The sequence below is a fragment of the Vibrio neonatus genome (genome assembly GCF_024346975.1).
Lineage (GTDB): Bacteria > Pseudomonadota > Gammaproteobacteria > Enterobacterales > Vibrionaceae > Vibrio > Vibrio neonatus.
In genome coordinates this window covers 422,652-449,256 of sequence record NZ_AP024886.1, presented here as the reverse complement: position 1 = coordinate 449,256, position 26,605 = coordinate 422,652, and the positions used below count along the sequence as shown (strand labels likewise).

General features: G+C 45.2%; 4 protein-coding genes. All 4 read right to left on the bottom strand.

All coding sequences use genetic code 11. From position 1 onward, the window contains the following. Positions 1–46: 46 nt before the first annotated feature. The 4 genes from OCU38_RS14475 to OCU38_RS14460 all read right to left on the bottom strand — a co-directional run bounded on the left by OCU38_RS14475 (position 47) and on the right by OCU38_RS14460 (position 26,600). On the bottom strand, positions 47–21,901 hold the full coding sequence (locus tag OCU38_RS14475; RefSeq protein WP_261824903.1) for a VCBS domain-containing protein: 21,855 nt from the start codon (positions 21,899–21,901) through the stop codon (positions 47–49). A gap of 591 nt (positions 21,902–22,492) precedes the next feature. Further along, positions 22,493–23,896, bottom strand: a complete 1,404-nt coding sequence (locus OCU38_RS14470) for an FAD-dependent oxidoreductase (protein ID WP_152820080.1) — start codon at positions 23,894–23,896, stop codon at positions 22,493–22,495. Positions 23,897–24,171: 275 nt separating this feature from the next. Further along, complete coding sequence (phnR, locus tag OCU38_RS14465; protein WP_261824902.1) at positions 24,172–24,876, bottom strand: phosphonate utilization transcriptional regulator PhnR; 705 nt, start codon at positions 24,874–24,876, stop codon at positions 24,172–24,174. Between the two features lie 11 nt (positions 24,877–24,887). Next, on the bottom strand, positions 24,888–26,600 hold the full coding sequence (locus OCU38_RS14460; RefSeq protein ID WP_390625274.1) for a putative 2-aminoethylphosphonate ABC transporter permease subunit: 1,713 nt from the start codon (positions 26,598–26,600) through the stop codon (positions 24,888–24,890). Positions 26,601–26,605 lie beyond the last annotated feature (5 nt).

Here is a 26,605-nt window from a genome sequence, read left to right as displayed (position 1 = left end):
TCAGTGTTGTAAACCGAGCCATAAAGACTCGGTATTCTATTGATTATTAATGGTGGCTAGATCCCCAATCAACAGTATCAGTATGGTGATGATGCTTCGTTGGGTCGTCATCGTCTTGATGCTGAGTATGATCAGGCTGAATTGAATGATCCACCACCGGTACGCCATGGTCATCAACACTAGTTGCTGGATCATGGCCTAAAACAACATCAATATCACTCGGTTGATCATGAGCTTGCGCATGATGCTGAGCATCAATTCCTAGCTGTTCTAAATAAGCACTAGCTCCAGCACTATGGTGATCTGATGAACTGTCGGCTAAGGCATTTAGATCAATTTCTGGGATGTCTTGAGCAGGTTCGTCGGAACTTGAACTTGATGATGAATGATATTCAAATTCTTCAATTCTCCCAACATGACCATCCTTAGCAACAACAAAATGCCAACCTAAAGTATCACCAATTTGCTGACCATTCTGTTCAATGTGTCCCTCAAAATGCAAGTTGATTTTTCCACCTTTTGGAATTTCAATATGCAGACCTTTAAGTTGATTTTCATGAATGACAATATTATCGCCTTGATCAAGGTTTTCATTTGTTGCTATCACAGTCCCATCACCAGCAATTATCTTAAACTCTGTAGAACAATGATTAGATTCTTCTTCATTTCCTGTTAAGACAACCACTCTATGACTATCTGCAACATCTGATGTTGTATGCAAAAATGTATCAGTATTCATGTGGAATGTTTCAGTTGTTACCGATTGTGACAAAGAGCCTTGTGATAACTTTTGCTCAGAACTTGCTAAAAGTGTCTCCCCGTTACTGAAAATAATCCCTCTCACACCATTCATACTAGTGATATCTATACCATGCCCATGCAAACCACCACTAATATTATATTTACTACCGCTACCGGTAATTTCACTGTTTAATGTGTAGTCCGATGATTTACCAGGAAGGTATAAATAATACCCATCACCATTAACTGATTGCACACCCTTTTGTAGGTTCGTATTCGAAGTATGGGCTAAAATATCATCCACTCCGGTAAATGAAACTATATGATTATCACCACCATTTACATTCCCTGAATTGGGGTGGTCAATTAAAAATTGATGCGCATCGTCAATCGTTAAGCCAGGAGCAACAATCGTACCATCTTGTTTAATAGTTACCTCATGCTTATCAATCGTCAGGTGAATATCATGATCAACAGGGGCACTTGTTTGGTGGGTATCTAATGTCCCATAAATTAAATGCGTACCACCCTGAGCATTTGTATTTTCTCCAGGACCTGCATAAACTAATTTAGGCTCTGGTTTAATTGTTGTACTCACACTATCAGAATCATGAGCGTTGCCAGCTTCATCTATCGCCTCCGCAACTAACTCATGTGTCCCCTCTCCTAATGTATGAGCATGCGCTTTGCTAGACATATCATATTCATAATTGCCATTTTTATCCGCCAATACAGAACCGATCTCACCTTTACCATCTTTAATAACTACTATAGAGCCCGCTTCCGCAGTCCCTGTTAGTATTGGACTAGCATTGTCGTTATTAGCATTGTGTACAGATAGTGTTGGCTTGGGATTTTCAGTATAAATTGTCACATCACATACTATTGACGATGCATGGTTACCAGCCTTATCAGTAACCGCTGCCGTAATATGATGAATACCTTTTGTCAGCTCAACACCTTTTGGCGGAGTAAAACTCCAATGTTCAAGCCCTTTCCCATCCCTTTGAGCAAACCCAAGCGAAGTTTTTCCATCAAATATCTCAACGGACTTAGCATCAACATCTACTCCTGTAATAGAGAACGTAGGAGTCACATCTTTCGTAATATTATCTGAGTCACTGCCAATATGAATAGCACTTGATGCAGGATCTTGCCCATATGTATCTGAAGCTGGATCTAAAGAAATTACTGGTGTACGCAGTGTTGTATCAACGAAATAAGAGTGTATTGTCGTATTGGAGCCTTGGTTGCCAGCCTTATCTGTTGCTACAACTTTAGCCTCGATACTGGTATCGTCTTTCAGATCTGCTCCTGAAACTTTTATTTTATAAATACCTTGAGCATCTGTAGTTCCATGGAATTCTTTTCCATGCACAGTCAGAGTTACAGCAGCACCACTATGAGATGATCCCGTTACTTTTCCAGTTACAAGTACATCCCCTTTTGACTCCGAGCTATTTATATAATTATCCGTAGTAATATCATCCACGTAGATTTGTGGCGTTGGCGCAGTAGTATCAACGTCAACTTGCTCAGATGTTTTCCCTACATTACCGGCTACATCTGTTACGGTTGCAATAATATCAGTTTGACCATCAGGTAAATCTTGTTGTAATGCCCCTTTTGCTAATACAAAATCACCATGAGCATCTGTTGTTACTTTGTATGTATGTGAATCACCTACTATCTGAATTTCTACTTCTGTACCCACAGGAATAAGTACCGACGACTTAACATCAACATGACCAGAAATAGCCGGACGCGGATCATTACCGAAAGCAATTGAGCCTAACGTGACTATAGGTATATCTGTCGCAACAGTATAAGTATGGGTATCTGTGTCTGAGCCTGTATTTCCAGCCGCATCAGTAGTAGCAATTTTAGCTTCAAGACTGGTGTGACCTATCAAGTCATTACTTGGTACGTCAATACTAAAGTGACCAGAGCTATCTACAGCACCTGAATATGAATTCTTAGCAAAAGATACTGTAACCGTGTCACCCGAGTTAAATTCGCCTGTTACTTCCCCTGTAATAGGTACAGTTACTTGCTGAGATTCACTGTTATTGATGATATCGTCTGTTGCTACACTATCTACATGAATATGAACTGAAGGTGGCTTTATATCCGCATCAGGAGCAGTCTCTGTTACAACATTAGAAACATTTCCAGCTTGATCTGTATATGTCGCACTCAAAGCAGTACCTGGTTTAACTCGAGTAGTTATACATTTTGCTTGGATATCAGCAATACTCAAAACATGATCTGAACTGTCGAAAGTTAAAATATCTCCAGACGTTGCACTATGTGGTAGATCTATTGTGGCTGCAACCTTTCCATCAGAGTCCACATCGTTTTTGTTGTAGATATTGCTTGCGCTCGGTTTTTGAAAATGAATTGTTGGTTCATCAACTTTAGTGTCTAACACAAACTGAAAGTAATTTGACTTAGATACGTTGCCAGTTGCGTCTGTTTGGCGAACATATACATTATTTAATTTTTCAGTTGCAGTAAAACTATTGGTCCAATGAGTACCATCAACTGAATATTCAACTGTGGCACCTACTTCGATACCTGTCACATCCAACGTACCGTCATTAGTTAACCTGTCACCATCAAAACCAGTGTCGTTTTTCAAAGCTACAATCGGTGTTGCTGGTGTAAGATCAACAATCGGCGCTATTTCATGGGCTGTCGCAGAAACATTTCCCGCATTGTCTGTAATACTAGCTTCGACCCTTTCTCCAGGCTGAACCTCAATAACAACTTCCCCTGACTTAACAATATCTTGAGTAAGAGGCACAGGTTTGCCATTTACAGTTAGGGTATCCTGGATAGTTGTATCTGGAGACAACATTATCGTCGCCTTAATTGTTCCATCAGGACCAACTTCATTTGCATTATATATGTGAGGATTACCCTGTTGCCCTTCAAAGGTAATAATTGGAGAGCCAACTTGTGTATCTACGCTGTAGTCATGTACCGCCGTTCCATGACCAGGATTTCCGGCAGCATTTTGAGTATCCATATGAAGATGAAGACTGGTCTGTCCTAGCAACTCTTTAGTAGGAACTGGAATACTAAATTTACCCGATGAATCAACGATGCCAGTGGCTGAAGGAATATTATCAATAACTACAATATCGCCGCTATTAAAGTCCCCCTGAACTGTACCTGTAATTAATTGAGTCGAGGTTCCTGCATTTATATCAGCCAAAGAACCAGCTTCAATTTGATTAATAATATTGTCGCTAGTAATGCTATCTACATTTATCGTTACTTTAGGTGTTTCCAGATTCTCAGATGCTACCTGCACTGTGGCAAGCTCAGATACATTCCCTACTTTATCTGTAATACTCGCCGTCACTGTTGAACCTGGTTTAACTTCTGTCATCACCTGACGAGTAGAAATATCAGTTGCAGTTAACATGCGGTGCGCATTATTAATCGTTAATACGTCACCAACAACGGCATCATGCGGAATATCAATCGTTGCAGTTACAGTCCCGTCAGAACCTACTTCTTGGATATTATAAGTATGATCAGAACCTGCAGATTCGAGACTAATAGACGGCTTACCAGTTTGTGTGTCGACACTGTAATCATGCGTAGTTGTTGCATGAGCTTTATTGCCGGCAAGATCAGTCGTATCTATACGCGCTTCAAAGCTAGTGTGGTCTTTAAGAACACTTCCCGGAACTTTTACATTAAAGTTCCCTTTATCTTCGAGTGTACCTGTGTATGTTTGTTTATCTATAGTAACAGTGACCGTATCACCTTGTTTAAAATCACCAGTCACATGCCCCACAACAGAAACATCCTGACGAGATTCGAAACTATTAATGGTATTGTCAACAGTAAGTGCTTCTACATGAATTGCCGCTGATGGTAACGTAATATCAGCTGTCGCTGCTGTCGCAGTAGCTTCATTTGATGTATTCCCAACATTATCAGTAATACTCGCCCTCACTTTTGAACCAGGCTGCACTTCAAAATCAACATGACCTGCTGAAATATCTTGCGCTGTCAGAGCATAATGCCCATCGACAGTAGCTTGCGATCCCAGAACAATAGATAATTTTAATGTATCCCCTACTGTCGCATCTTTTGGCAAGTCGATTGTCGCTGTTGCCGTTCCATCTGGATTCAGTTCTGCGGCGTTGTAAATACCGTCAGCACCACTATCACTAAAGTTAATAGAAGGGGCGCCAGCGAAAATATCCACATCTACATTATGCGTCGCCGGAGTTGCTGGATTACCTGCATGATCGCTCACATTCGCAGTGATTGTCTGTACATTACCGTCATGTAATAGCGCCAGGTCATCAATTGGAACGTTCAAAGTCCATGAATGATCTGCTTTAACATCTGCTGTGTAATGATGGTTATTAAACTCAACATCAACTACTTGGCCTACTTCAATTCCGCTTGTACTACCGCTAATTTTTAATTCGGAAGACAAGTCAGCATGATTAATAATATTATCAATTGATACATTCGGAGTAATCGAAATACTACCTGCATCCGTATCAGCGGTAGGAGCAGTTTCACTAGTTGAACTTGAAACGTTGCCTGCTACATCTGTAACTGTCGCAGTCACGTCATCCCCAGGATGAACTTCCACTGTGACCCCATCGGTCAAATCATTCTGAGTTAGTGTGTGTTCAACAGGCGAATTACCTTTTATGGTGTAATGCAGCACATCACCAACCTTCGCATCACTGTCCGGTTGGATAGTTGCGGTAATTGTATTAGCGTTGCCTTTTGCCACTTCCAACGCATTATAAATACCGTCTGAACCAGGATCTTCAAAGTGAATACTTGGTGCGTTCGCGTTCGTATCGACTAACAACGAATGTGTAGCTTGTGCCGCCGGGTTGCCCGCCGCATCCGTTACGTCCGCGGTAATGTCTACAGCTTGAGCGTCAGTCAGTTGCGCCAGTGCCGAAGTCGGAATGGTCACACTCCACGCGCCGGCGTGCACATTGCTGGCACCTTGCGTCGTATAATCCTGACCAGCAAAGTGCACTGTCACCACTTGGCCGTCTTCAATATCTTGGGTAGTCCCTGAAATGACTAAATCCTGGCCTTGTTCGGCATGGTTTAGCACATCATCACCGGAAACTTTGTCTTCTATTGCTATGCTGCCCGCCGTTGTATCGGCCTTGGCAACCGTTATCTGAGTTGGCGCTGACACATTACCCGCTTGGTCTGTCAGCGTCACACTGACGCTTGTGCCAGGTTTCAATTCTGTGCTGGTTTGCTGCTGATCAATCTCTGATTGCTTGAGCACGCGATCCGTACCGTCAATGGTTAACGTATCGCCCGCTACCGCATCCGTCGGTAAATCAATGGTCGCCGTTATGGTGCCATTTGCACCCACGTCAACAGCGTTGTACTCACCGCTGGCACTTGTCGGCGTCGGAACATGCCCCACTGGCGAGCCAACCGTCAGATCAACATCTAAATGATGCGTCGCTTGCAGTGCTGGGTTGCCCGCCGCATCCGTTACATCTGCGGTAATGTCTGCAGCTTGAGCGTCCGTCAGTTGCGCCAGTGCCGAAGTCGGAATGGTCACACTCCACGCGCCGCCGTGTACATTGCCGGCACCTTGCGTCGTATAATCCTGACCAGCAAAGTGCACTGTCACCACTTGGCCGTCTTCAATGTCTTGGGTAGTCCCTGAAATGACTAAATCTTTGCCTTGCTCAGCATGGTTTAGTACATCATCACCGGAAACTTTGTCTTCTATTGCTATGCTGCCCGCCGTTGTATCGGCCTTGGCAACCGTTATCTGAGTTGGCGCTGACACATTACCCGCTTGGTCTGTCAGCGTCACACTGACGCTTGTGCCAGGTTTCAATTCTGTGCTGGTTTGCTGCTGATCAATCTCTGATTGCTTGAGCACGCGATCCGTACCGTCAATGGTTAACGTATCGCCCGCTACCGCATCCGTCGGTAAATCAATGGTCGCCGTTATGGTGCCATTTGCACCCACGTCAACAGCGTTATACTCACCGCTGGCACTTGTCGGCGTCGGAACATGCACCACTGGCGAGCCAACCGTCAGATCAACGTCTAAATGATGCGTCGCTTGCGGTGCTGGGTTGCCCGCCGCATCCGTTACGTCCGCGGTAATGTCTACAGCTTGAGCGTCAGTAAGTTGTGCCAGTGCCGAAGTCGGAATGGTCACACTCCACGCGCCGCCGTGCACATTGCCGGCACCTTGCGTCGTATAATCCTGGCCGGCAAAGTGCACTGTCACCACTTGACCGTCTTCAATGTCTTGGGTAGTCCCTGAAATGACTAAATCTTTGCCTTGCTCGGCATGGTTTAGTACATCATCACCGGAAACTTTGTCTTCTATTGCTATGCTGCCCGCCGTTGTATCAGCCTTGGCAACCGTTATCTGACTTGGTGCAGACACGTTACCCGCTTGGTCTGTCAGCGTCACGCTGACACTTGCGCCAGGTTTCAATTCTGTACTGGTTTGCTGCTGATCAATCTCTGATTGCTTGAGCACGCGATCCGTACCGTCAATGGTTAACGTATCGCCCGCTACCGCATCCGTCGGTAAATCAATGGTCGCCGTTATGGTGCCATTTGCACCCACGTCAACAGCGTTGTACTCACCGCTGGCACTTGTCGGCGTCGGAACATGCCCCACTGGCGAGCCAACCGTCAGATCAACGTCTAAATGATGCGTCGCTTGCAGTGCTGGGTTGCCCGCCGCATCCGTTACATCTGCGGTAATGTCTACAGCTTGAGCGTCAGTCAGTTGCGCCAGTGCCGAAGTCGGAATGGTCACACTCCACGCGCCGGCGTGCACATTGCCGGCACCTTGCGTCGTATAATCCTGACCAGCAAAGTGCACTGTCACCACTTGGCCGTCTTCAATATCTTGGGTAGTCCCTGAAATGACTAAATCTTTGCCTTGTTCGGCAAGGTTTAGCACATCATCACCGGAAACTTTGTCTTCTATTGCTATGCTGCCCGCCGTTGTATCGGCCTTGGCAACCGTTATCTGAGTTGGCGCTGACACATTACCCGCTTGGTCTGTCAGCGTCACACTGACGCTTGTGCCAGGTTTCAATTCTGTGCTGGTTTGCTGCTGATCAATCTCTGATTGCTTGAGCACGCGATCCGTACCGTCAATGGTTAACGTATCGCCCGCTACCGCATCCGTCGGTAAATCAATGGTCGCCGTTATGGTGCCATTTGCACTCACGTCAACAGCATTGTATTCACCGCTGGCACTTGTTGGCGTCGGAACATGCCCCACTGGCGAGCCAACCGTCAGATCAACGTCTAAATGATGCGTCGCTTGCGGTGCTGGGTTGCCCGCCGCATCCGTTACGTCTGCGGTAATGTCCACAGCTTGAGCGTCAGTCAGTTGCGCCAGTGCCGAAGTCGGAATGGTCACACTCCACGCGCCACCGTGCACATTGCCGGCACCTTGCGTCGTATAATCCTGACCGGCAAAGTGCACTGTCACTACTTGATCGTCTTCGATACCCGATGTGGTGCCGGAAATAGTCAAAGCTTGACCTTGTTCAAGCTTATTAAGAACATCATCAACAGCAATTTTTGAATCAATGGCAATAGTGCCAGCGAGAACATCCGCACTGGCCGCCGTCTCGGTGGTCAACGCCGATACGTTCCCCGCTTGGTCTGTGATGCTGGCAGTAACTGGTGCGCCTGGCGACACCTCTTTAGTGATATGTTGAGCAGTAATGTCCGTTGCAGTTAATACATGTGCGGTGCGGTCAATGGTGACAGTATCTCCTGCCACCGCATCCGTTGGTAAATCAATGGTCGCTGTAATCGTGTTATCCACACCCACTTCGGCTTGGTTGTACACGCTGTCGGTGCCCGTACTTTCAAAGTGAATAGTCGGGGCATTCACACTAGTATCGACTGCTAATGAATGTGTTGCTTGCTGGGCCACATTACCTGCCGCGTCTTTCACATCCGCAGTAATAGAAAGAGATTCACCATCTTTGAAGCCGGTTAATTCAGTTTTATCTACCGTCACACTCCACTTACCGTCGGTTACCGTACTTTGATAATCCTGACCACTAAAGTGCACTGTAACAACTTGCGCATTTTCGATACCCGTTGTTGTGCCAGAAATCACCAAGTCTTGACCCTGCTCAACATGATTAAGCACGTTGTCACCAGAGATATTCTTGTCAAAAGAAATTGAACCTGGTGTGGTATCAATGTTGGTCGCAACCTTAACTTCAGGCGACGTATTTCCCGCTTTATCCGTAGACGTCACCGTAATGTGATCAGCTTCCTTCAAATCCGTAGAAGGCGTAAAGGAGAACGTACCTTGGCTTCCCACCACCACATGACCCAACTCATTCGTACCGTCGGTAAAGGTGATCGTACTGCCTACCTCACCTGTACCCGTAATGGTTGGCGTTAAATCATTGCCCGGTAAAATCGCGTCTACCGTCGGCGCTATTGGCGCTGAGGTATCTAATGTGACAGTGGCAGATGCTGGACTGGTGTTGCCTGCCGCATCAGTAGCAATCGCTGTCACGGTGAGCGTGCCGTCAGTAAACGAATGACCGGTTAAATCCACCTTATCTAACGTAAATTGACCCGTTTGTGGATCGACTGTGATTGGCTTAGGATCGAGGGTCATGACATGTGTTCCGTCACTGATGCTCAGTGAGGTCAACTGCTCTGTACCATCTGTGTGGTCAATGGTGCCACTGATACTGACTGAACTCATTTCAGTAGCGTCAATGTCATGGTTAGGATGATCTACACTACCCACAGTGCCATCGGTCATATCAACAGTGGTCTGTGCGATAGTAGTATCAATGTTGGTCGCAACCGTTGTCGCTGGAGACTTGTTTCCCGCATTATCAATAGCTGTCGCTGTGATATGGCTGCCTTCGTGCAAGTCAGTGTGTGGTGTGAAACTGAACGTACTGTCTGTACCTACCACGGTTTGACCTAACATGTTCGTTCCATCAGTGAAGGTAATGGTTGTGCCTGGCTCACCCGTACCGTGCACTGTTGGCGTTAAATCATTGCTTGGCGAAGGTGCGGTCAATACTGGCGCATCTGGCACATCGGCATCTAGCGTCGCGTGCCCTGTGCCTGTACTGATGTTGCCTGCGCCATCGGTCGCTGTGGCTGTCACGGTCAATGGACCGTCCTTCAAGCCTTTACCCGATAAATCCACGCCACTTAATGTAAAGTCGCCTGTCGTTGAATTGACGTTAGCGTGCGTTATAGCTACAGGAACGGTGGTTGTGCCATCGCTTACTGTCACTGTCGTTAACTGACCCGTGCCATCAGTGCGGTCAATGGTGCCGCTGATGGTCACCGAGCTGAGCTCTGAAGCACTGATCGCATGATTAGGTTGCTCTGGCGTATCTGGCTTACCATCCGTCATGTCAACGGTGGTCTGTGCAATGGTGGTATCAATGTTGGTCGCAACCGTTGTCGCCGGAGACTTGTTTCCTGCGTTATCAATAGCAGTCGCTGTGATGTGACTGCCTTCGTGCAAATCAGTGTGTGGTGTGAAACTGAACGTACCATCTGTACCCATCACTGTTTGGCCTAACGTGTTCGTCCCATCGGTGAAGGTAATGGTAGAACCTGGCTCACCCGTACCGTGCAAAGCTGGCGTTAAATCATTACTTGGTGCGATTGGTGAAATCACTGGTGTATCAATACTATTATCAATGGTCACCAACAACGGCGTTGGCGTCTCGGTTGCACCCGTCGACGATGGCGCCGTAGCATGTCCTGTTATGTGGTATTGAGTACCATCAATACTGCCTGTAAGACTATGAAGCGGCGCATTAAAATGACCATGCTGATCGGAAGTAGTACGACCGACTTCATTGCCGTGCTCATCGGTAAAAGTTACCACTGAGAACGGTACATGCGTACTGCCTTCTATCACTGGACTCACGATATTGGTAATGCCATCAGTATGGTCTGTACCGCTATCGGTTGCATCAGTCAGCTGCATACCCGTAATACTGTTAGTTTCAGGTGTCACAGGCGTTGCAACCGGTGGCTGAGTATCTAGCAGTTGTGGCGGTGTTGGTACGCTTGGCGTTAGCACCGCAGGATCGCCATCCTTACTCGGTGCAGTCACTGTGACTTGTGGATCGAATTCTAAATATTTGGTCGATATTGCGCCGTGATTATCAATGGTGCTGACCGTAAAGACGTCGTGTCCATGATACACGCCGGTCTTATCTACCGTCATACCCGCAACGGAAGCCGCTGGCGTGTAAGTGTACTCACCCGTTGCCGTGTTAAGTACCAACTCACCAAAGTGACCCTGCTCGGTATCAGTTGGGTTGGTAGACGCTATATCCCCTATGGCGTAAGTGTGCGTATCGTCTTTATCGATATCGATAAACTCTAACGAGCCGTGACTATTATCCGTCGGGTTCACCGTCAGCTCAGGCAGATCGTTGGTTCCTGCAATGGTCGCGGTTAAGCTGCCTGTTTGGGTGTTACCGGCTTGGTCGGTCACGCTATAGCTGATCGTATCGGTCAGCGGTTGACCGCCTTCACTTAACTCTTGAATGCCCGGTTTGGTGCTGTCGAGTGAGTACGTGTAACTGCCGTCTTGATGCAGATTAAAGGTGCCGTATTGACCTTGAATATCCCCAACAGTGGTAACGATTGCAGAAGCTTCGTTATGGATATCAAGCAAGACATTGCCTGTGCTTAATACTGTTTGGTCTTCGTGTGCGTCGACATTCGCATCCGGCGCGGCAACACTACTATCAATAGTCACCAATAACGGTGTTGGCGTATCGGTTGCACCCGTCGACGATGGGGCGATGGCATGTCCTGTTATGTGGTATTGAGTGCCATCAACACTACCCGTGAGATTATGTAGTGACGCATTAAAATGACCGTCTTTATCAGAAGTGGTACGACCGACTTCATTACCGTGCTCATCAGTAAAGGTTACCACTGAGAATGGCACATGCGTGCTGCCTTCTATCACTGGACTCGCGATATTGGTAATACCATCGGTTTGGTCAGGACCGCTATCGGTTGCATCAGTCAGCTGCATGCCCGTGATACTGTTGGTTTCAGGTGTCACAGGCGTTGCAACCGGTGGCTGAGTATCGAGCAGTTGTGGCGGTGTTGGTACGCTTGGCGTTAGTACCGCTGGATCGCCATCTGTACTTGGTGCAGTCACCGTGACTTGTGGATCGAACTCTAAATATTTGGTTGATATTGCGCCATGATTATCAATGGTGCTGACAGTAAAGACGTCGTGTCCATGATACACACCATTGCTATCTACCGTCATACCCGCAACCGAAGCCGCTGGCGTGTAGGTGTATTTACCCGTCGCGGTATCGAGTACTAACTCACCAAACTGACCCTGCATGGTATCGGTTGGGTTTGCTGATGCTTTATCTCCAATAGCGTAAGTGTGCGTATCATTAATATCTACATCTGTATTATCCAAAGTACCTTGAGAATGAGACGCCTTACTTTCAGAGAAAGTTAACACCGGTGCGTCATTAGTACCCATTACCTTAATAATCAAGTTCTGAGGCAGACTCTGACCATTGTGCTTATCGGTCGCAACGATTGGCACCATTAACGTTTCGTGCTCACCTGCCGCTAGGTAGTCAAAGCTCGCATCTGTTGGATCAAGGTGATATGTACCATCAATGTCTAGACTAAATCCATCGTGCTTGAATGTCGTACTGTATTGAGCTTTATCACCGTGATCTTTATCCGTTGAGGTGATTTGACCTGAAATGGCAGCATCACCTTCATTCACTGTTTGTGAAGTAATGTGAGTCACTACTGGTTTATCGTTAGTACCATCAACACGAATGATTAGGTTCTGTGGTTGACTTTGACCTTTATTATTGTCGGTCGCTACCACTGGCACGATTAACGTCTCATGCTCACCTACCGCAAGATGGTCAAAACTCGCATCGGTTGGATCGAGATGATATGTACCATCATTATCTAAAGTAAACCCAGCATGTTTAAAGGTGGTGCTGTACGTTGCTGTATCACCATGATCTAAATCGCTTGAAGTAATTTGACCTGAAATCGCTTTGTCACCTTCGTTCACAGTTTGTGAAGCAATGTGAGTCACTACTGGTTTGTCGTTGGTGCCATCAACACGAATAATCAAGTTCTGTGGCTGACTTTGACCATTCTGCTTATCAGTCGCAATAACTGGCACGATTAAAGTTTCGTGCTCACCTACCGCTAGGTGGTCAAAACTCGCGTCGGTTGGATCAAGATGATACGTACCATCATTATCTAGCGTAAACCCTGCGTGTTTAAACGTTGTACTGTAAGTTGCACTGTCGCCATGGTCTAAATCACTTGAAGTAATATGACCTGAAATGGCTGCATCACTTTCTTTCACAACTTGTGAAGTAATGTGAGTGACCACTGGATTATCGTTAGTACCATCAACACGTATGATCAGGTTCTGAGGTTGACTTAGACCACCATTGTTATCAGTGGCAATAACAGGAATAACTAAGGTCGCGTGCTCGCCTACCGCAAGGTGGTCAAAACTCGCATCCGTTGGATCAAGATGATATGTACCATCGTTGTCTAGCGTAAATCCAGCGTGTTTAAAGGTGGTGCTGTAAGTTGCTGTATCACCATGGTCTAAATCGGTTGAGGTAATTTGACCAGAGATAGCTGTATCACCTTCATTCACAGTTTGTGAAGTAATGTGAGTGACTACTGGTTTATCGTTTGTACCATCAACACGTATGATCAAGTTCTGAGGTTGACTTAGACTACCATTGTTATCAGTGGCAATAACAGGAATAACTAAGGTCGCGTGCTCGCCTACCGCAAGGTGGTCAAAACTCGCATCCGTTGGATCAAGATGATATGTACCATCGTTGTCTAACGTAAACCCAGCATGCTTAAACGTGGTGCTGTAGGTCGCTGTATCATCATGGTCTAAATCGATTGAAGTAATGTGACCCGAAACAGCTGCATCACCTTCGTTCACAGTTTGTGAAGTAATGTGAGTCACTACTGGTTTGTCGTTGGTGCCATCAACACGAATAATCAAGTTCTGTGGCTGACTTTGACCATTCTGCTTATCAGTCGCAATAACTGGCACGATTAACGTTTCGTGCTCACCTACTGCAAGATGGTCGAAGCTCGCATCGGTTGGATCGAGATGATACGTACCATCATTATCTAAAGTAAACCCTGCGTGTTTAAACGTTGTACTGTAAGTTGCACTGTCGCCATGGTCTAAATCACTTGAGGTAATTTGACCTGAAATAGCCGTATCACCTTCTTTCACAACTTGTGAAGTAATGTGAGTGACCACTGGTTTATCGTTTGTACCGTCAACACGGATCACTAGATTCTGTGGCTGACTCTGACCCTTGTTATTGTCGGTCGCAATAACTGGCACGATTAACGTCTCATGCTCACCTACCGCAAGATGCTCAAAACTCGCATCTGTTGGATCAAGATGATATGTACCATCATTATCTAAAGTAAACCCAGCATGCTTAAACGTTGTGCTGTAAGTTGCTGTATCACCATGATCTAGATCGGTTGAGGTAATTTGACCTGAAATAGCCGTATCACCCTCGTTCACAATTTGTGAAGTAATGTGAGTGACCACTGGTTTATCATTCGTACCATCAACGCGGATAATTAAGTTCTGTGGCTGACTTTGAGCACTCTGCTTATCTGTAGCAACTACAGGCACGATCAACGTTTCATGCTCACCTACCGCAAGATGGTCGAAGCTCGCATCTGTAGGATCAAGGTGGTACGTACCATCGTTGTCTAGCGTAAACCCAGCGTGTTTAAAGGTGGTGCTGTAAGTTGCTGTATCACCATGGTCTAGATCGGTTGAGGTAATTTGACCAGAGATAGCCGTATCGCCTTCATTCACAGTTTGTGAAGTAATGTGGCTAACCACTGGCTTATCGTTAGCACCATCAACACGTATGATCAGGTTCTGAGGTTGACTTAGACCGCCATTGTTATCAGTTGCAATAACAGGAATAACTAAGGTCGCGTGCTCGCCTACCGCTAGGTGATCGAAACTCGCATCTGTTGGATCAAGATGATATGTACCATCGTTATCTAGCGTAAACCCAGCATGCTTAAACGTTGTGCTGTACGTTGCACTATCACCATGGTCTAGATCGCTTGAAGTGATTTGACCAGAAATGGCTGCATCACCTTCTTTCACTACTTGTGAAGCAATGTGGGTGACCACTGGTTTATCGTTGGTACCATCAACGCGGATGATCAAGTTCTGAGGTTGACTTTGACCATTCTGCTTATCGGTCGCTACCACTGGCACGATCAACGTTTCGTGCTCACCTACTGCAAGATGGTTGAAGCTCGCATCCGTTGGATCGAGATGATACGTACCATCGTTGTCTAGCGTAAATCCAGCATGTTTAAATGTTGTGCTGTACGTTGCACTATCACCATGGTCTAAATCACTTGAAGTAATTTGACCCGAAATAGCCGTATCACCTTCGTTCACAGTTTGTGAAGCAATGTGAGTGACCACTGGTTTATCATTGGTCCCATCAACACGGATAATCAAGTTCTGTGGTTGGCTTTGACCTTTATTATTGTCGGTCGCTACCACTGGCACGATTAACGTCTCATGCTCACCTACCGCAAGATGGTCAAAACTCGCATCGGTTGGATCGAGATGATATGTACCATCATTATCTAAAGTAAACCCTGCGTGTTTAAACGTGGTGCTGTAAGTTGCACTGTCGCCATGATCTAAATCGCTTGAAGTAATTTGACCTGAAATCGCTTTGTCACCTTCGTTCACAGTTTGTGAAGCAATGTGAGTCACTACTGGTTTGTCGTTGGTGCCATCAACACGAATAATCAAGTTCTGTGGCTGACTTTGACCATTCTGCTTATCAGTCGCAATAACTGGCACGATTAACGTTTCGTGCTCACCTACCGCTAGGTGGTCAAAACTCGCGTCGGTTGGATCAAGATGATACGTACCATCATTATCTAGCGTAAACCCTGCGTGTTTAAACGTTGTACTGTAAGTTGCACTGTCGCCATGGTCTAAATCACTTGAAGTAATATGACCTGAAATGGCTGCATCACTTTCTTTCACAACTTGTGAAGTAATGTGAGTGACCACTGGATTATCGTTAGTACCATCAACACGTATAATCAGGTTCTGAGGTTGACTTAGACCACCATTGTTATCAGTGGCAATAACAGGAATAACTAAGGTCGCGTGCTCGCCTACCGCAAGGTGGTCAAAACTCGCATCCGTTGGATCAAGATGATATGTACCATCGTTGTCTAGCGTAAATCCAGCGTGTTTAAAGGTGGTGCTGTAAGTTGCTGTATCACCATGGTCTAAATCGGTTGAGGTAATTTGACCAGAGATAGCTGTATCACCTTCATTCACAGTTTGTGAAGTAATGTGAGTGACCACTGGTTTATCGTTGGTGCCATCAACACGAATAACCAAGTTCTGTGGCTGACTTTGACCATTCTGCTTATCAGTCGCAATAACTGGCACGATCAACGTTTCGTGCTCACCTACTGCAAGATGGTCGAAGCTCGCATCCGTTGGATCGAGATGATACGTACCATCATTGTCTAAAGTAAATCCGTCGTGCTTGAATGTCGTGCTGTATTGAGCTTTATCATCATGGTCTAAATCCGTTGAAGCGATTTGACCAGAGATAGCCGCATCACCTTCCTTCACCACTTGTGAAGCAATATGACTCACAACCGGCTTATCATTAGTGCCATCAACACGAATAATCAAGTTCTGAGGCTGGCTTTGACCTTTATTATTATCGGTCGCTACCACTGGCACGATTAACGTCTCGTGCTCACCTACCGCAAGATGGTCAAAACTTGCATCCGTTGGATCGAGATGATACGTACCATCGTTATCTAAAGTAAACCCAGCATGCTTAAACGTGGTGCTGTAGGTCGCTGTATCACCATGGTCTAGATCGGTTGAGGTAATTTGACCAGAGATAGCCGCATCACCTTCTTTCACAACTTGTGAAGCAATGTGAGTCACTACTGGTTTATCGTTTGTACCGTCAACACGAATAATTAGGTTCTGAGGTTGGCTTTGACCTTTGTTATTGTCGGTCGCTACCACTGGCACGATTAACGTCTCATGCTCACCTACCGCAAGATGCTCAAAACTCGCATCGGTTGGATCGAGATGATATGTACCATCATTATCTAAAGTAAACCCTGCGTGTTTAAACGTGGTGCTATAGGTTGCTGTATCACCATGGTCTAAATCACTTGAAGTAATATGACCTGAAATGGCTGCATCACCTTCCTTCACTGTTTGTGAACTGATGTGGCTTACCACTGGTTTATCGTTTGTACCGTCAACACGGATCACTAGATTCTGTGGCTGACTCTGACCCTTGTTATTATCCGTCGCAATAACTGGCACGATCAACGTTTCATGCTCACCTACCGCAAGATGGTCAAAACTTGCATCGGTTGGATCGAGATGATATGTACCATCATTATCTAAAGTAAATCCGTCGTGCTTGAATGTCGTGCTGTATTGAGCTTTATCATCATGGTCTAAATCCGTTGAAGCGATTTGACCAGAGATAGCCGCATCACCTTCCTTCACCACTTGTGAAGCAATATGACTCACAACCGGCTTATCATTAGTGCCATCAACACGAATAATCAAGTTCTGAGGCTGGCTTTGACCTTTATTATTATCGGTCGCAATAACTGGCACGATTAACGTTTCATGCTCACCTACCGCAAGATGGTCAAAACTCGCATCGGTTGGATCGAGATGGTAAGTACCATCGTTGTCTAGCGTAAACCCAGCGTGTTTAAACGTCGTGCTGTAAGTTGCACTGTCGCCATGGTCTAAATCCGTTGAAGTAATTTGACCCGAAATCGCTTTATCACCTTCGTTCACTGTCTGTGAAGTAATGTGAGTCACTACTGGTTTATCATTGGTGCCATCAACACGGATAACCAAGTTCTGTGGTTGGCTTTGACCTTTATTATTGTCGGTCGCAATAACAGGCACGATCAATGTTTCGTGCTCACCTACCGCTAAGTGGTCGAAGCTCGCATCCGTTGGATCAAGGTGATACGTACCATCATTATCTAAAGTAAACCCAGCATGCTTAAACGTGGTGCTGTAGGTTGCTGTATCGCCATGATCTAAATCACTTGAAGTAATTTGACCTGAAATAGCCGTATCACCTTCTTTCACAACTTGTGAAGTAATGTGAGTGACCACTGGTTTATCGTTTGTACCGTCAACACGGATCACTAGATTCTGTGGCTGACTCTGACCCTTGTTATTGTCGGTAGCAATAACTGGCACGATTAACGTCTCATGCTCACCTACCGCTAAGTGGTTGAAGCTCACATCCGTTGGATCAAGGTGATACGTACCATCATTATCTAAAGTAAACCCAGCATGTTTAAACGTGGTGCTGTAGGTCGCTGTATCGCCATGATCTAAATCACTTGAAGTAATTTGACCTGAAATAGCCGTATCACCTTCATTCACTGTTTGTGAAGTAATGTGAGTCACTACTGGTTTATCGTTGGTACCGTCAACACGGATGATCAGGTTCTGAGGTTGACTTTGACCGCCGTTGTTATCAGTTGCAATAACAGGAATAACTAAGGTCGCGTGCTCGCCTACCGCTAGGTGATCGAAACTCGCATCCGTTGGATCAAGATGATATGTACCATCGTTGTCTAGCGTAAATCCAGCGTGTTTAAAGGTGGTGCTGTAAGTTGCTGTATCACCATGGTCTAAATCGGTTGAGGTAATTTGACCAGAGATAGCTGTATCACCTTCATTCACAGTTTGTGAAGTAATGTGAGTGACCACTGGTTTATCGTTGGTACCATCAACACGTATGATCAGGTTCTGAGGTTGACTTAGACCGCCATTGTTATCAGTGGCAATAACAGGAATAACTAAGGTCGCGTGCTCGCCTACCGCAAGGTGGTCAAAACTCGCATCCGTTGGATCAAGATGATATGTACCATCGTTGTCTAGCGTAAATCCAGCGTGTTTAAACGTAGTGCTATAGGTTGCTGTATCACCATGGTCTAAATCACTTGAAGTAATATGACCTGAAATAGCCGTATCACCTTCTTTCACAACTTGTGAAGTAATGTGAGTGACCACTGGTTTATCGTTTGTACCGTCAACACGGATCACTAGACTCTGTGGCTGACTCTGACCCTTGTTATTATCCGTCGCAATAACTGGCACGATCAACGTTTCATGCTCACCTACCGCTAAGTGGTTAAAGCTCGCGTCTGTTGGATCAAGGTGATATGTACCATCACTGTCTAGACTAAATCCGTCGTGCTTGAATGTCGTGCTGTACTGAGCTTTATCATCGTGGTCTAGATCGGTTGAAGTAATTTGACCAGAGATAGCCGTATCACCTTCATTCACAGTTTGTGAAGTGATGTGAGTAACCACTGGATTATCGTTAGTACCATCAACACAGATGATCAGGTTCTGAGGTTGGCTTTGACCTTTATTATTATCGGTCGCTACCACTGGCACGATTAACGTTTCGTGCTCACCTGCCGCAAGGTGGTCGAAGCTCGCATCGGTTGGATCGAGATGATACGTACCATCATTATCTAAAGTAAACCCTGCGTGTTTAAACGTTGTACTGTAAGTTGCACTGTCGCCATGGTCTAAATCACTTGAGGTAATTTGACCAGAAATGGCTGCATCACCTTCTTTCACAACTTGTGAAGTAATGTGAGTCACTACTGGTTTATCGTTGGTACCGTCAACACGGATGATCAGGTTCTGAGGTTGACTTTGACCGCCGTTGTTATCAGTTGCAATAACAGGAATAACTAAGGTCGCGTGCTCGCCTACCGCTAGGTGATCGAAACTCGCATCCGTTGGATCAAGATGATATGTACCATCGTTGTCTAGCGTAAATCCAGCGTGTTTAAAGGTGGTGCTGTAAGTTGCTGTATCACCATGATCTAAATCGGTTGAGGTAATTTGAACAGAGATAGCTGTATCACCTTCATTCACAGTTTGTGAAGTAATGTGAGTGACCACTGGTTTATCGTTTGTACCATCAACACGTATGATCAGGTTCTGAGGTTGACTTAGACCGCCATTGTTATCAGTGGCAATAACAGGAATAACTAAGGTCGCGTGCTCGCCTACCGCAAGGTGGTCAAAACTCGCATCCGTTGGATCAAGATGATATGTACCATCGTTGTCTAGCGTAAATCCAGCGTGTTTAAAGGTGGTGCTGTAAGTTGCTGTATCACCATGGTCTAAATCGGTTGAGGTAATTTGACCAGAGATAGCTGTATCACCTTCATTCACAGTTTGTGAAGTAATGTGAGTGACCACTGGTTTATCGTTTGTACCATCAACACGGATGATCAGGTTCTGAGGTTGACTTTGACCGCCGTTGTTATCAGTTGCAATAACAGGAATAACTAAGGTCGCGTGCTCGCCTACCGCAAGGTGGTCAAAACTCGCGTCCGCTGGATCGAGATGATAAGTGCCATCGTTATCTAAGGTGAACCCTGCGTGCTTAAACGTGGTACTGTAAGTCGCTGTATCACCATGGTCTAGATCGGTTGAAGTAATTTGACCAGAAATAGCCGCATCACCTTCATTCACCACTTGTGAAGCAATATGGCTCACAACCGGCTTATCATTGGTGCCGTCAATACGAATAATCAAGTTCTGTGGTTGGCTTTGCCCGCCATGATTATCAGTTGCAACCACAGGAATAATTAGCGTTTCGTGCTCGCCTACCGCAAGGTGGTCAAATGCTTTATCCGCAGGATCTATCGTGTATGAGCCATCGTTATGAAGAGTAAAGCCAGCATGCTGATAATGGGTACCATAAGTGACGGTATCGCCATGATCGATGTCTGTCGCTATCACATTGCCATGGACAATCGGCTGGCCTTCATTTGTGGTCATTGACGTGATGTGATTGATCACAGGTGCGTCGTTAGTACCTAGCACTGTGATTTTTACTGTTTCTGATGTGCTAGCCCCTTTTTCGTCGGTGACTGTGACTAACATGCTGTCGGTGTGAGTTTCGCCTTCAGCCAGATCTTGATGGTGCGCATTGTCTAAAGTGTACTGCCACTCACCTGAATTAGGATCTATGGTAAATGAGCCGTAGTGACCTTGAGTATTGTCTGGTGTATAGGTTAAGACAGCGCCATGATCGACATCGGTTGCGGTCACTTGTCCCTGTGCAGAAAGCTTGCCGTCTTCTTGGGTAATGGCGTTTTGCGCTTGGCTAGTAATGACAGGCGCATCGTCAGTACCTTGAACGGTTACGGTAATATCTTGATGCGCAGAGGCACCTGCAGCGCTCGTCACTGTGACATGTAAAACTTCGGTATGAGTTTCACCTTGAGCTAGGTCTTGGTGGTGGCTATTGTCTAATTTATAGCTCCATTCACCTGTGTCTTTATTGAGGCTAAAGTCACCATACTTACCGTGTAAGTTATCTGGCGAAAATGTTAGTGAAGTGCCCTTTTGCGCACTATGGCTGTCTAAAGTGCCGCTTGTGACTAATGTTGTATCTTCGACCACAGTACCTGCAGAAGGAAGCCCTACCACTGGAGGCGTTAAACCTGAACTGTCTTGATTTCCAGCTACGGTATGCGAGGTGACGGTTGGTGTTGATGTATCGGTATGCTGTCCATAGGTGTGGTTAAACGCACCAACGACGGCGACAATAGGCGTCACCTGATTGCCAAATTGGCTAGTATGATGGTAGTGATGGCTGCCGTTGTTTTCTGTTTGATGTTTAGGCTCAAACTCATCACTTACAGTTTTTACTGCGGCATGTGTGACCGGAGTGGGATTAACAACTTGATGCCCTTTGGTTTCAACCGGCACATAAGGTGATTCGTCACCAGCTGTTACAGGCGACACATGATGAGTAATTTCAGAATTAATACCCTTCTCATGCTCTGTGGTAGCGGTGTAATGATAAGAAGGAAGAATTAATGCGTTAGCATCATTACGAGCAATATAACTTTGTGATAAAACAAAGCGGCGCACTTTCTTTGTGCGCGTTGGTTTGCTTTGATTATTTGATACTTCCGTAACTTTGTTACTCTTACCTAAATCAGCCATTTACTTTTCCGTCACTAATCGCACCCAGAGGGTCTGCGATAAAATTCATTGCCATGTCACAAAACTACATCTAGAAATAACTTTCGAATGAAAGTTCATGTAGTCTCGCCTCATAAAATTCTTTAATTCAGTCAGCTAAAAGTATGCGCATTATTTTGAATGCTCGCATTACAATTAGTTACATTTAGTTGATGATCCTCCTACTATATAGAAAACATTGCCCATATACAGCCCTCGTTTTTACAAACTAACTTTCAGTTGCTCAACCGCTTCTCTATTCATGTTAATAGCTCATGTTAATAACAACGCATTAAACCTAGGAATCATTGAGTGCTACACTTGCATTCCAATAGAGATGCTCACTTTCATGAAAAACCATAATACTTTTATTTTTCAGTATCTTAGATAAATGAGAGCAAATAAAAAAATGTAAAAATGAGAAATATAGAACGATGTATTGGTGAGGATGTGCTCTTGCCTCTTTAAATATGAGGCTAGAGCACCGTTAAGAAATGTACAAGTTTCAACCCGCCAAAGAGTATGGGTTGTGAAGGTTAAATGAGAGCAAAAATGTCTTAGCGCAGGAAAGTATTATTTATCGGCTTTTCCTGCTGGCCCCGCTAATTTTGCAAGCCATCGGTTAACAATAAGTGGTGAGCGGTCGTCATCTTCAGCTCCTTCTTTACGTCGAACCGCATCTCGCACCATCATAGCGCCCATCCAGCGTATTGGCTCAGGTGGAAAATGACCTCTAGGGCCGCCCGTCAAAGCACAATTTGCGTACTCATCTTCCATCCCTAATGCCATGGCAGACAAGATTTTGCCGCCGATACGAGTCTGAGCGACGCCATTGCCGGAGTAACCTAAACCATAGAAAATATTCGACTGATTTTTGATATTGCCAAAGAATGGGAAACCCGTTGTTGAGCGATCAGAGCCTCCTGTCCAGTTAAACTCAATCTGTTCACGACCTAAGTTAGGAAACAGTCGATCAAAAGCGCCTTGTAACAGCTCAAAATAATGACTTTGGCAATTAAACATAGGTTCAACTTGGTTATTAAAAGAGAAACGGTTGCCCCCTTTGCCAAGCATCAAACGTCCATCTACTGTATCTCGGTAGTAATGCACAAAAATTCTAGAATCAACAACCGTAACCCCGTCCGAAAGTCCCGACTGCGCAAGCTTATCGCCCAAAGGTTTCGTGATCACCATGTCTGATGACACCACCACTATGCTGTTTTTGAACTGCTTAAATTTGTCCACCATCCAAGCGTTTAGCGCTAACACAACTTTACCTGCTTTTACTGAGCCTTCATGGGTATACACAGTTGCAGGTTCACCATATTCGATGCGTGTCATTTCGCTATTTTCATAGATTTCGACGCCTAACGACAGTGCCACGCGGCGAAGCCCTCTTGCCAATAATGCAGGCTGAACACTGCCGGCAGCTTGCGAGAAGTGCCCTTCTATATTACGAGCAGAGCCCGTATTTTGATTGAGCTGCTCGGTGGATACTTTCCGCCAGCTATTTAGGTCTTCTTTATCGAGTTTCTCTAATGTCGAATCTAGCGCGCCACATTGCGCTGAATTTGTGGCAGTGTAATAAGTGCCGTGTCTTCTAAGACCTGCGTCTATGCCATGCTCTTTACAAAACGCTTCAATCTCAAAAATCACCTGCTCGGATTCTAAGACCAAAAACTTTGCTTGCTCTTCACCAAACATCTTACACATTGAAGAGTATTTAGCCGCCCAAGTCAGCATACAACCGCCATTGACGCCAGATGCACCTGCGCCACAAAAACTCTTCTCTAGTACCACAACTTTGGTTTGTGGTGACTGTTGCTTAATAAGAATCGATGTCCAAAGTCCGGTGTATCCGCCGCCAACAATACAAACATCTGCGTCAATATCTTGATGCAGAGATTCAGATTCTTGCCAATCAGGTTGTTGCTTTGCTTCAGTAATCCAAAAACATGGGTGTGTTTCTACAGACATGTTGTACCTACATTTGAGTAAAACCAATCGTACTAAATAACTGATCATTCTAGCTTGTTAAAATACTTGATAACGGCGTTAGAATTTTTGATTGTAGAATAACTACTTATCAAAAAATTCTGCCTTGTTCTCGAGCATTTTTCCTGCGCTAGCTCTGTTCACTTACTTAGCGTGATTGGTATGATTTTTAGTCGAATCGCCTTGGTATAGGCGTAAAAAAGGCTTCCGTGTGGAAGCCTACGGGTCTTTAAAAGCCAGCGATTATTTCAACAATATTAATCCACTAGCTTAGATGCCGACTCAATGCAGATAGCATCATGTCGCCAATATTCTAAATCGCAATCAATCAAACCAGCGTGCTTATCATAGTTAAGACGTTGCACTAACATCGCAGGCGTTCCCGCTGTGGCTCTGAGTTTTTGTGCCACGTTGCCAAACAATGAGGTTGTACTCACCCGATAACGGATCTCTGCGTAACGTACGCCAAACTGCTCACGATAAATATCAGTCAAAGACGATGATAAATCGCAGTCGAGTAAGGTTGGTGTTAGTGCTGGTATCACATAGTTCTTCACAAACATAACCGGACGCTGCTCTAAATAACGCACACGCTCTACTTGAAATACATCAGAAAATGCCGGTAAACCTAGCAATGCCGACACATGTTTATCTGCCAGCACACTTTTGGCACTGATCAATTCGGTCAATGGCTCACGGTTTTGTAATTTCGCCATATCGGCAAAATTGAGCGCAAGCGTTGGGTCATAGCGCAATGGCGCAGGTGAAATAAACCAACCTCGACGATCTTCTCTGTATATTCTGCCCTCAGCTTCAAGCAGAGATAAAGCCTCGCGCAACGTCACGCGAGTCGTATCAAAAAGCTCAGCAAGCTTTCGCTCAGCGGGCAATTTTTGTCTTGGGCTAAGTTGTCCTGACTCAATTTGTTCTACGATAACGTCTTTAATTTTTACGTACTGCACTGATTTTCCTTTTATCGTTTTCGCCAGGCTTGTGTTTTCTTTCCTAGTAACTTATCCAAGCCAATATGTACTAGCTTTGCCACTGCGGCTGAAATCATGATCATTACTGCCATTGCCGCCGCTGCGCCAGTTTGGCCGGTATCGTCCATATTTAACACTGAAACAGACGCTGGGATGGTGTCGGTAGAGTATAAGAATACTACCGCCGAGGTCGTGGTTAAAGCGTTGATAAATAAGTATATCGCAATATCTAATACCGCAGGTAAACAAACTGGAAGTGTCACCTTAAAAAACAATTTATATTGCGGTAATTTAACCGATGCTGCGGTTGATTCAATTTCAGCAGGAATTTGTTTCAATGCTGTAATCGCGGTCATATGCCCAACGGTATAATAGTGAACCACCGTATTCACCACCAAAAATGCCATGGTGCCATACAAAAAGTTTAACGGGTTATTCGCATCATTAAAGTAAAAGATGTAGCCCAAGCCCAGCACCATTCCTGGTACAGCCATAGGAATAACACTGACCATTTGCATTGCTTGGCGTAAAGGCGCAAAACCGCGTCCTTTTTCAATGCAATAAGCACCAATGAAGATAATCACCGTACCAATAATTGCAGCCCAACCTGCCAAAGTAAGGGAGTTGTAATAAGGACTCCAGCCATAAGTGCTCAGTTCGCTAAAGTTATAATTACTTAAAGTCAGCGCCTTATTCCACGGCCAGAAAGTAACTAAAGAGCCGTACACTGCCATTCCCAAAACGGCCAACACAGCAATACTGATGGTGATGCAATACAGCAAACACAGTCCGTCACGTAGCGCATGAGGTTTTGGTTCATAGGCGACAGAACGTGTATCAAATAAGTTCTTTTGTTTCTTTTGCACCCAGCGATCCACCGCGAACGCAAATACCGCAGGCAGTAGTAGCAAAATACTAGTTACGGCACCCATGGCAAAATTTTGCTGGCCAACAACTTGTTTGAAGATATCGGTTGCCAATACGTTGTAGCTACCGCCAATCACTTTCGGCACACCAAAATCACACACCACCAGTGTAAAGACCACAATTAAGGTACTAATGACGCCATATTTCGCTGCAGGCAACGTGACGATAAAAAAAGTTTTTAATGGTGAGGTTTTTAACGCTCGGCTTGCTTCATATAAACGTGCATCCGAGGTGCGCAAAGAGGTAATTAATATCATCAAGGCGTGCGGGAAAGTCCAAAACACTAACCCCATGGTAATACCAATCAAACCGTAAACGGACGAGCCACCTAACCACTCTTTCAACACACCTTGGTTGCCAAACAAGAAGATAAGACTAATTGCAGGCAATAGTGATGGCGCTAAAATAGGCGCCATACCCAGCACTTGGAAAAAGGTCTTAAACGGCAAGCAAGAGCGAGTGATGGCAAAGGCATAACCAAACGCTAACACGCCAACAATCACAGTCACCAACAGCCCAACGGTTAAAGTGTTGGTCAGTGAATACCACAAGCTAGGTGATGAAAAGTAAGTGATAAAGTTGGATAACCCAACAAAGTCACCATTCGAGTTTTGTACACTTTTGGTCAGCATTGCCCACAATGGCATAGCGACAAATAGCATCATGAACAATGACAGCAATGCCAAAATAACTAACAGCATTACGTTGTCACGGCTCATTTTACTCAGCCAAAACGTCCATATATTCGGACTAGGAACAGAGTTCTGATTCAAAATCGTCT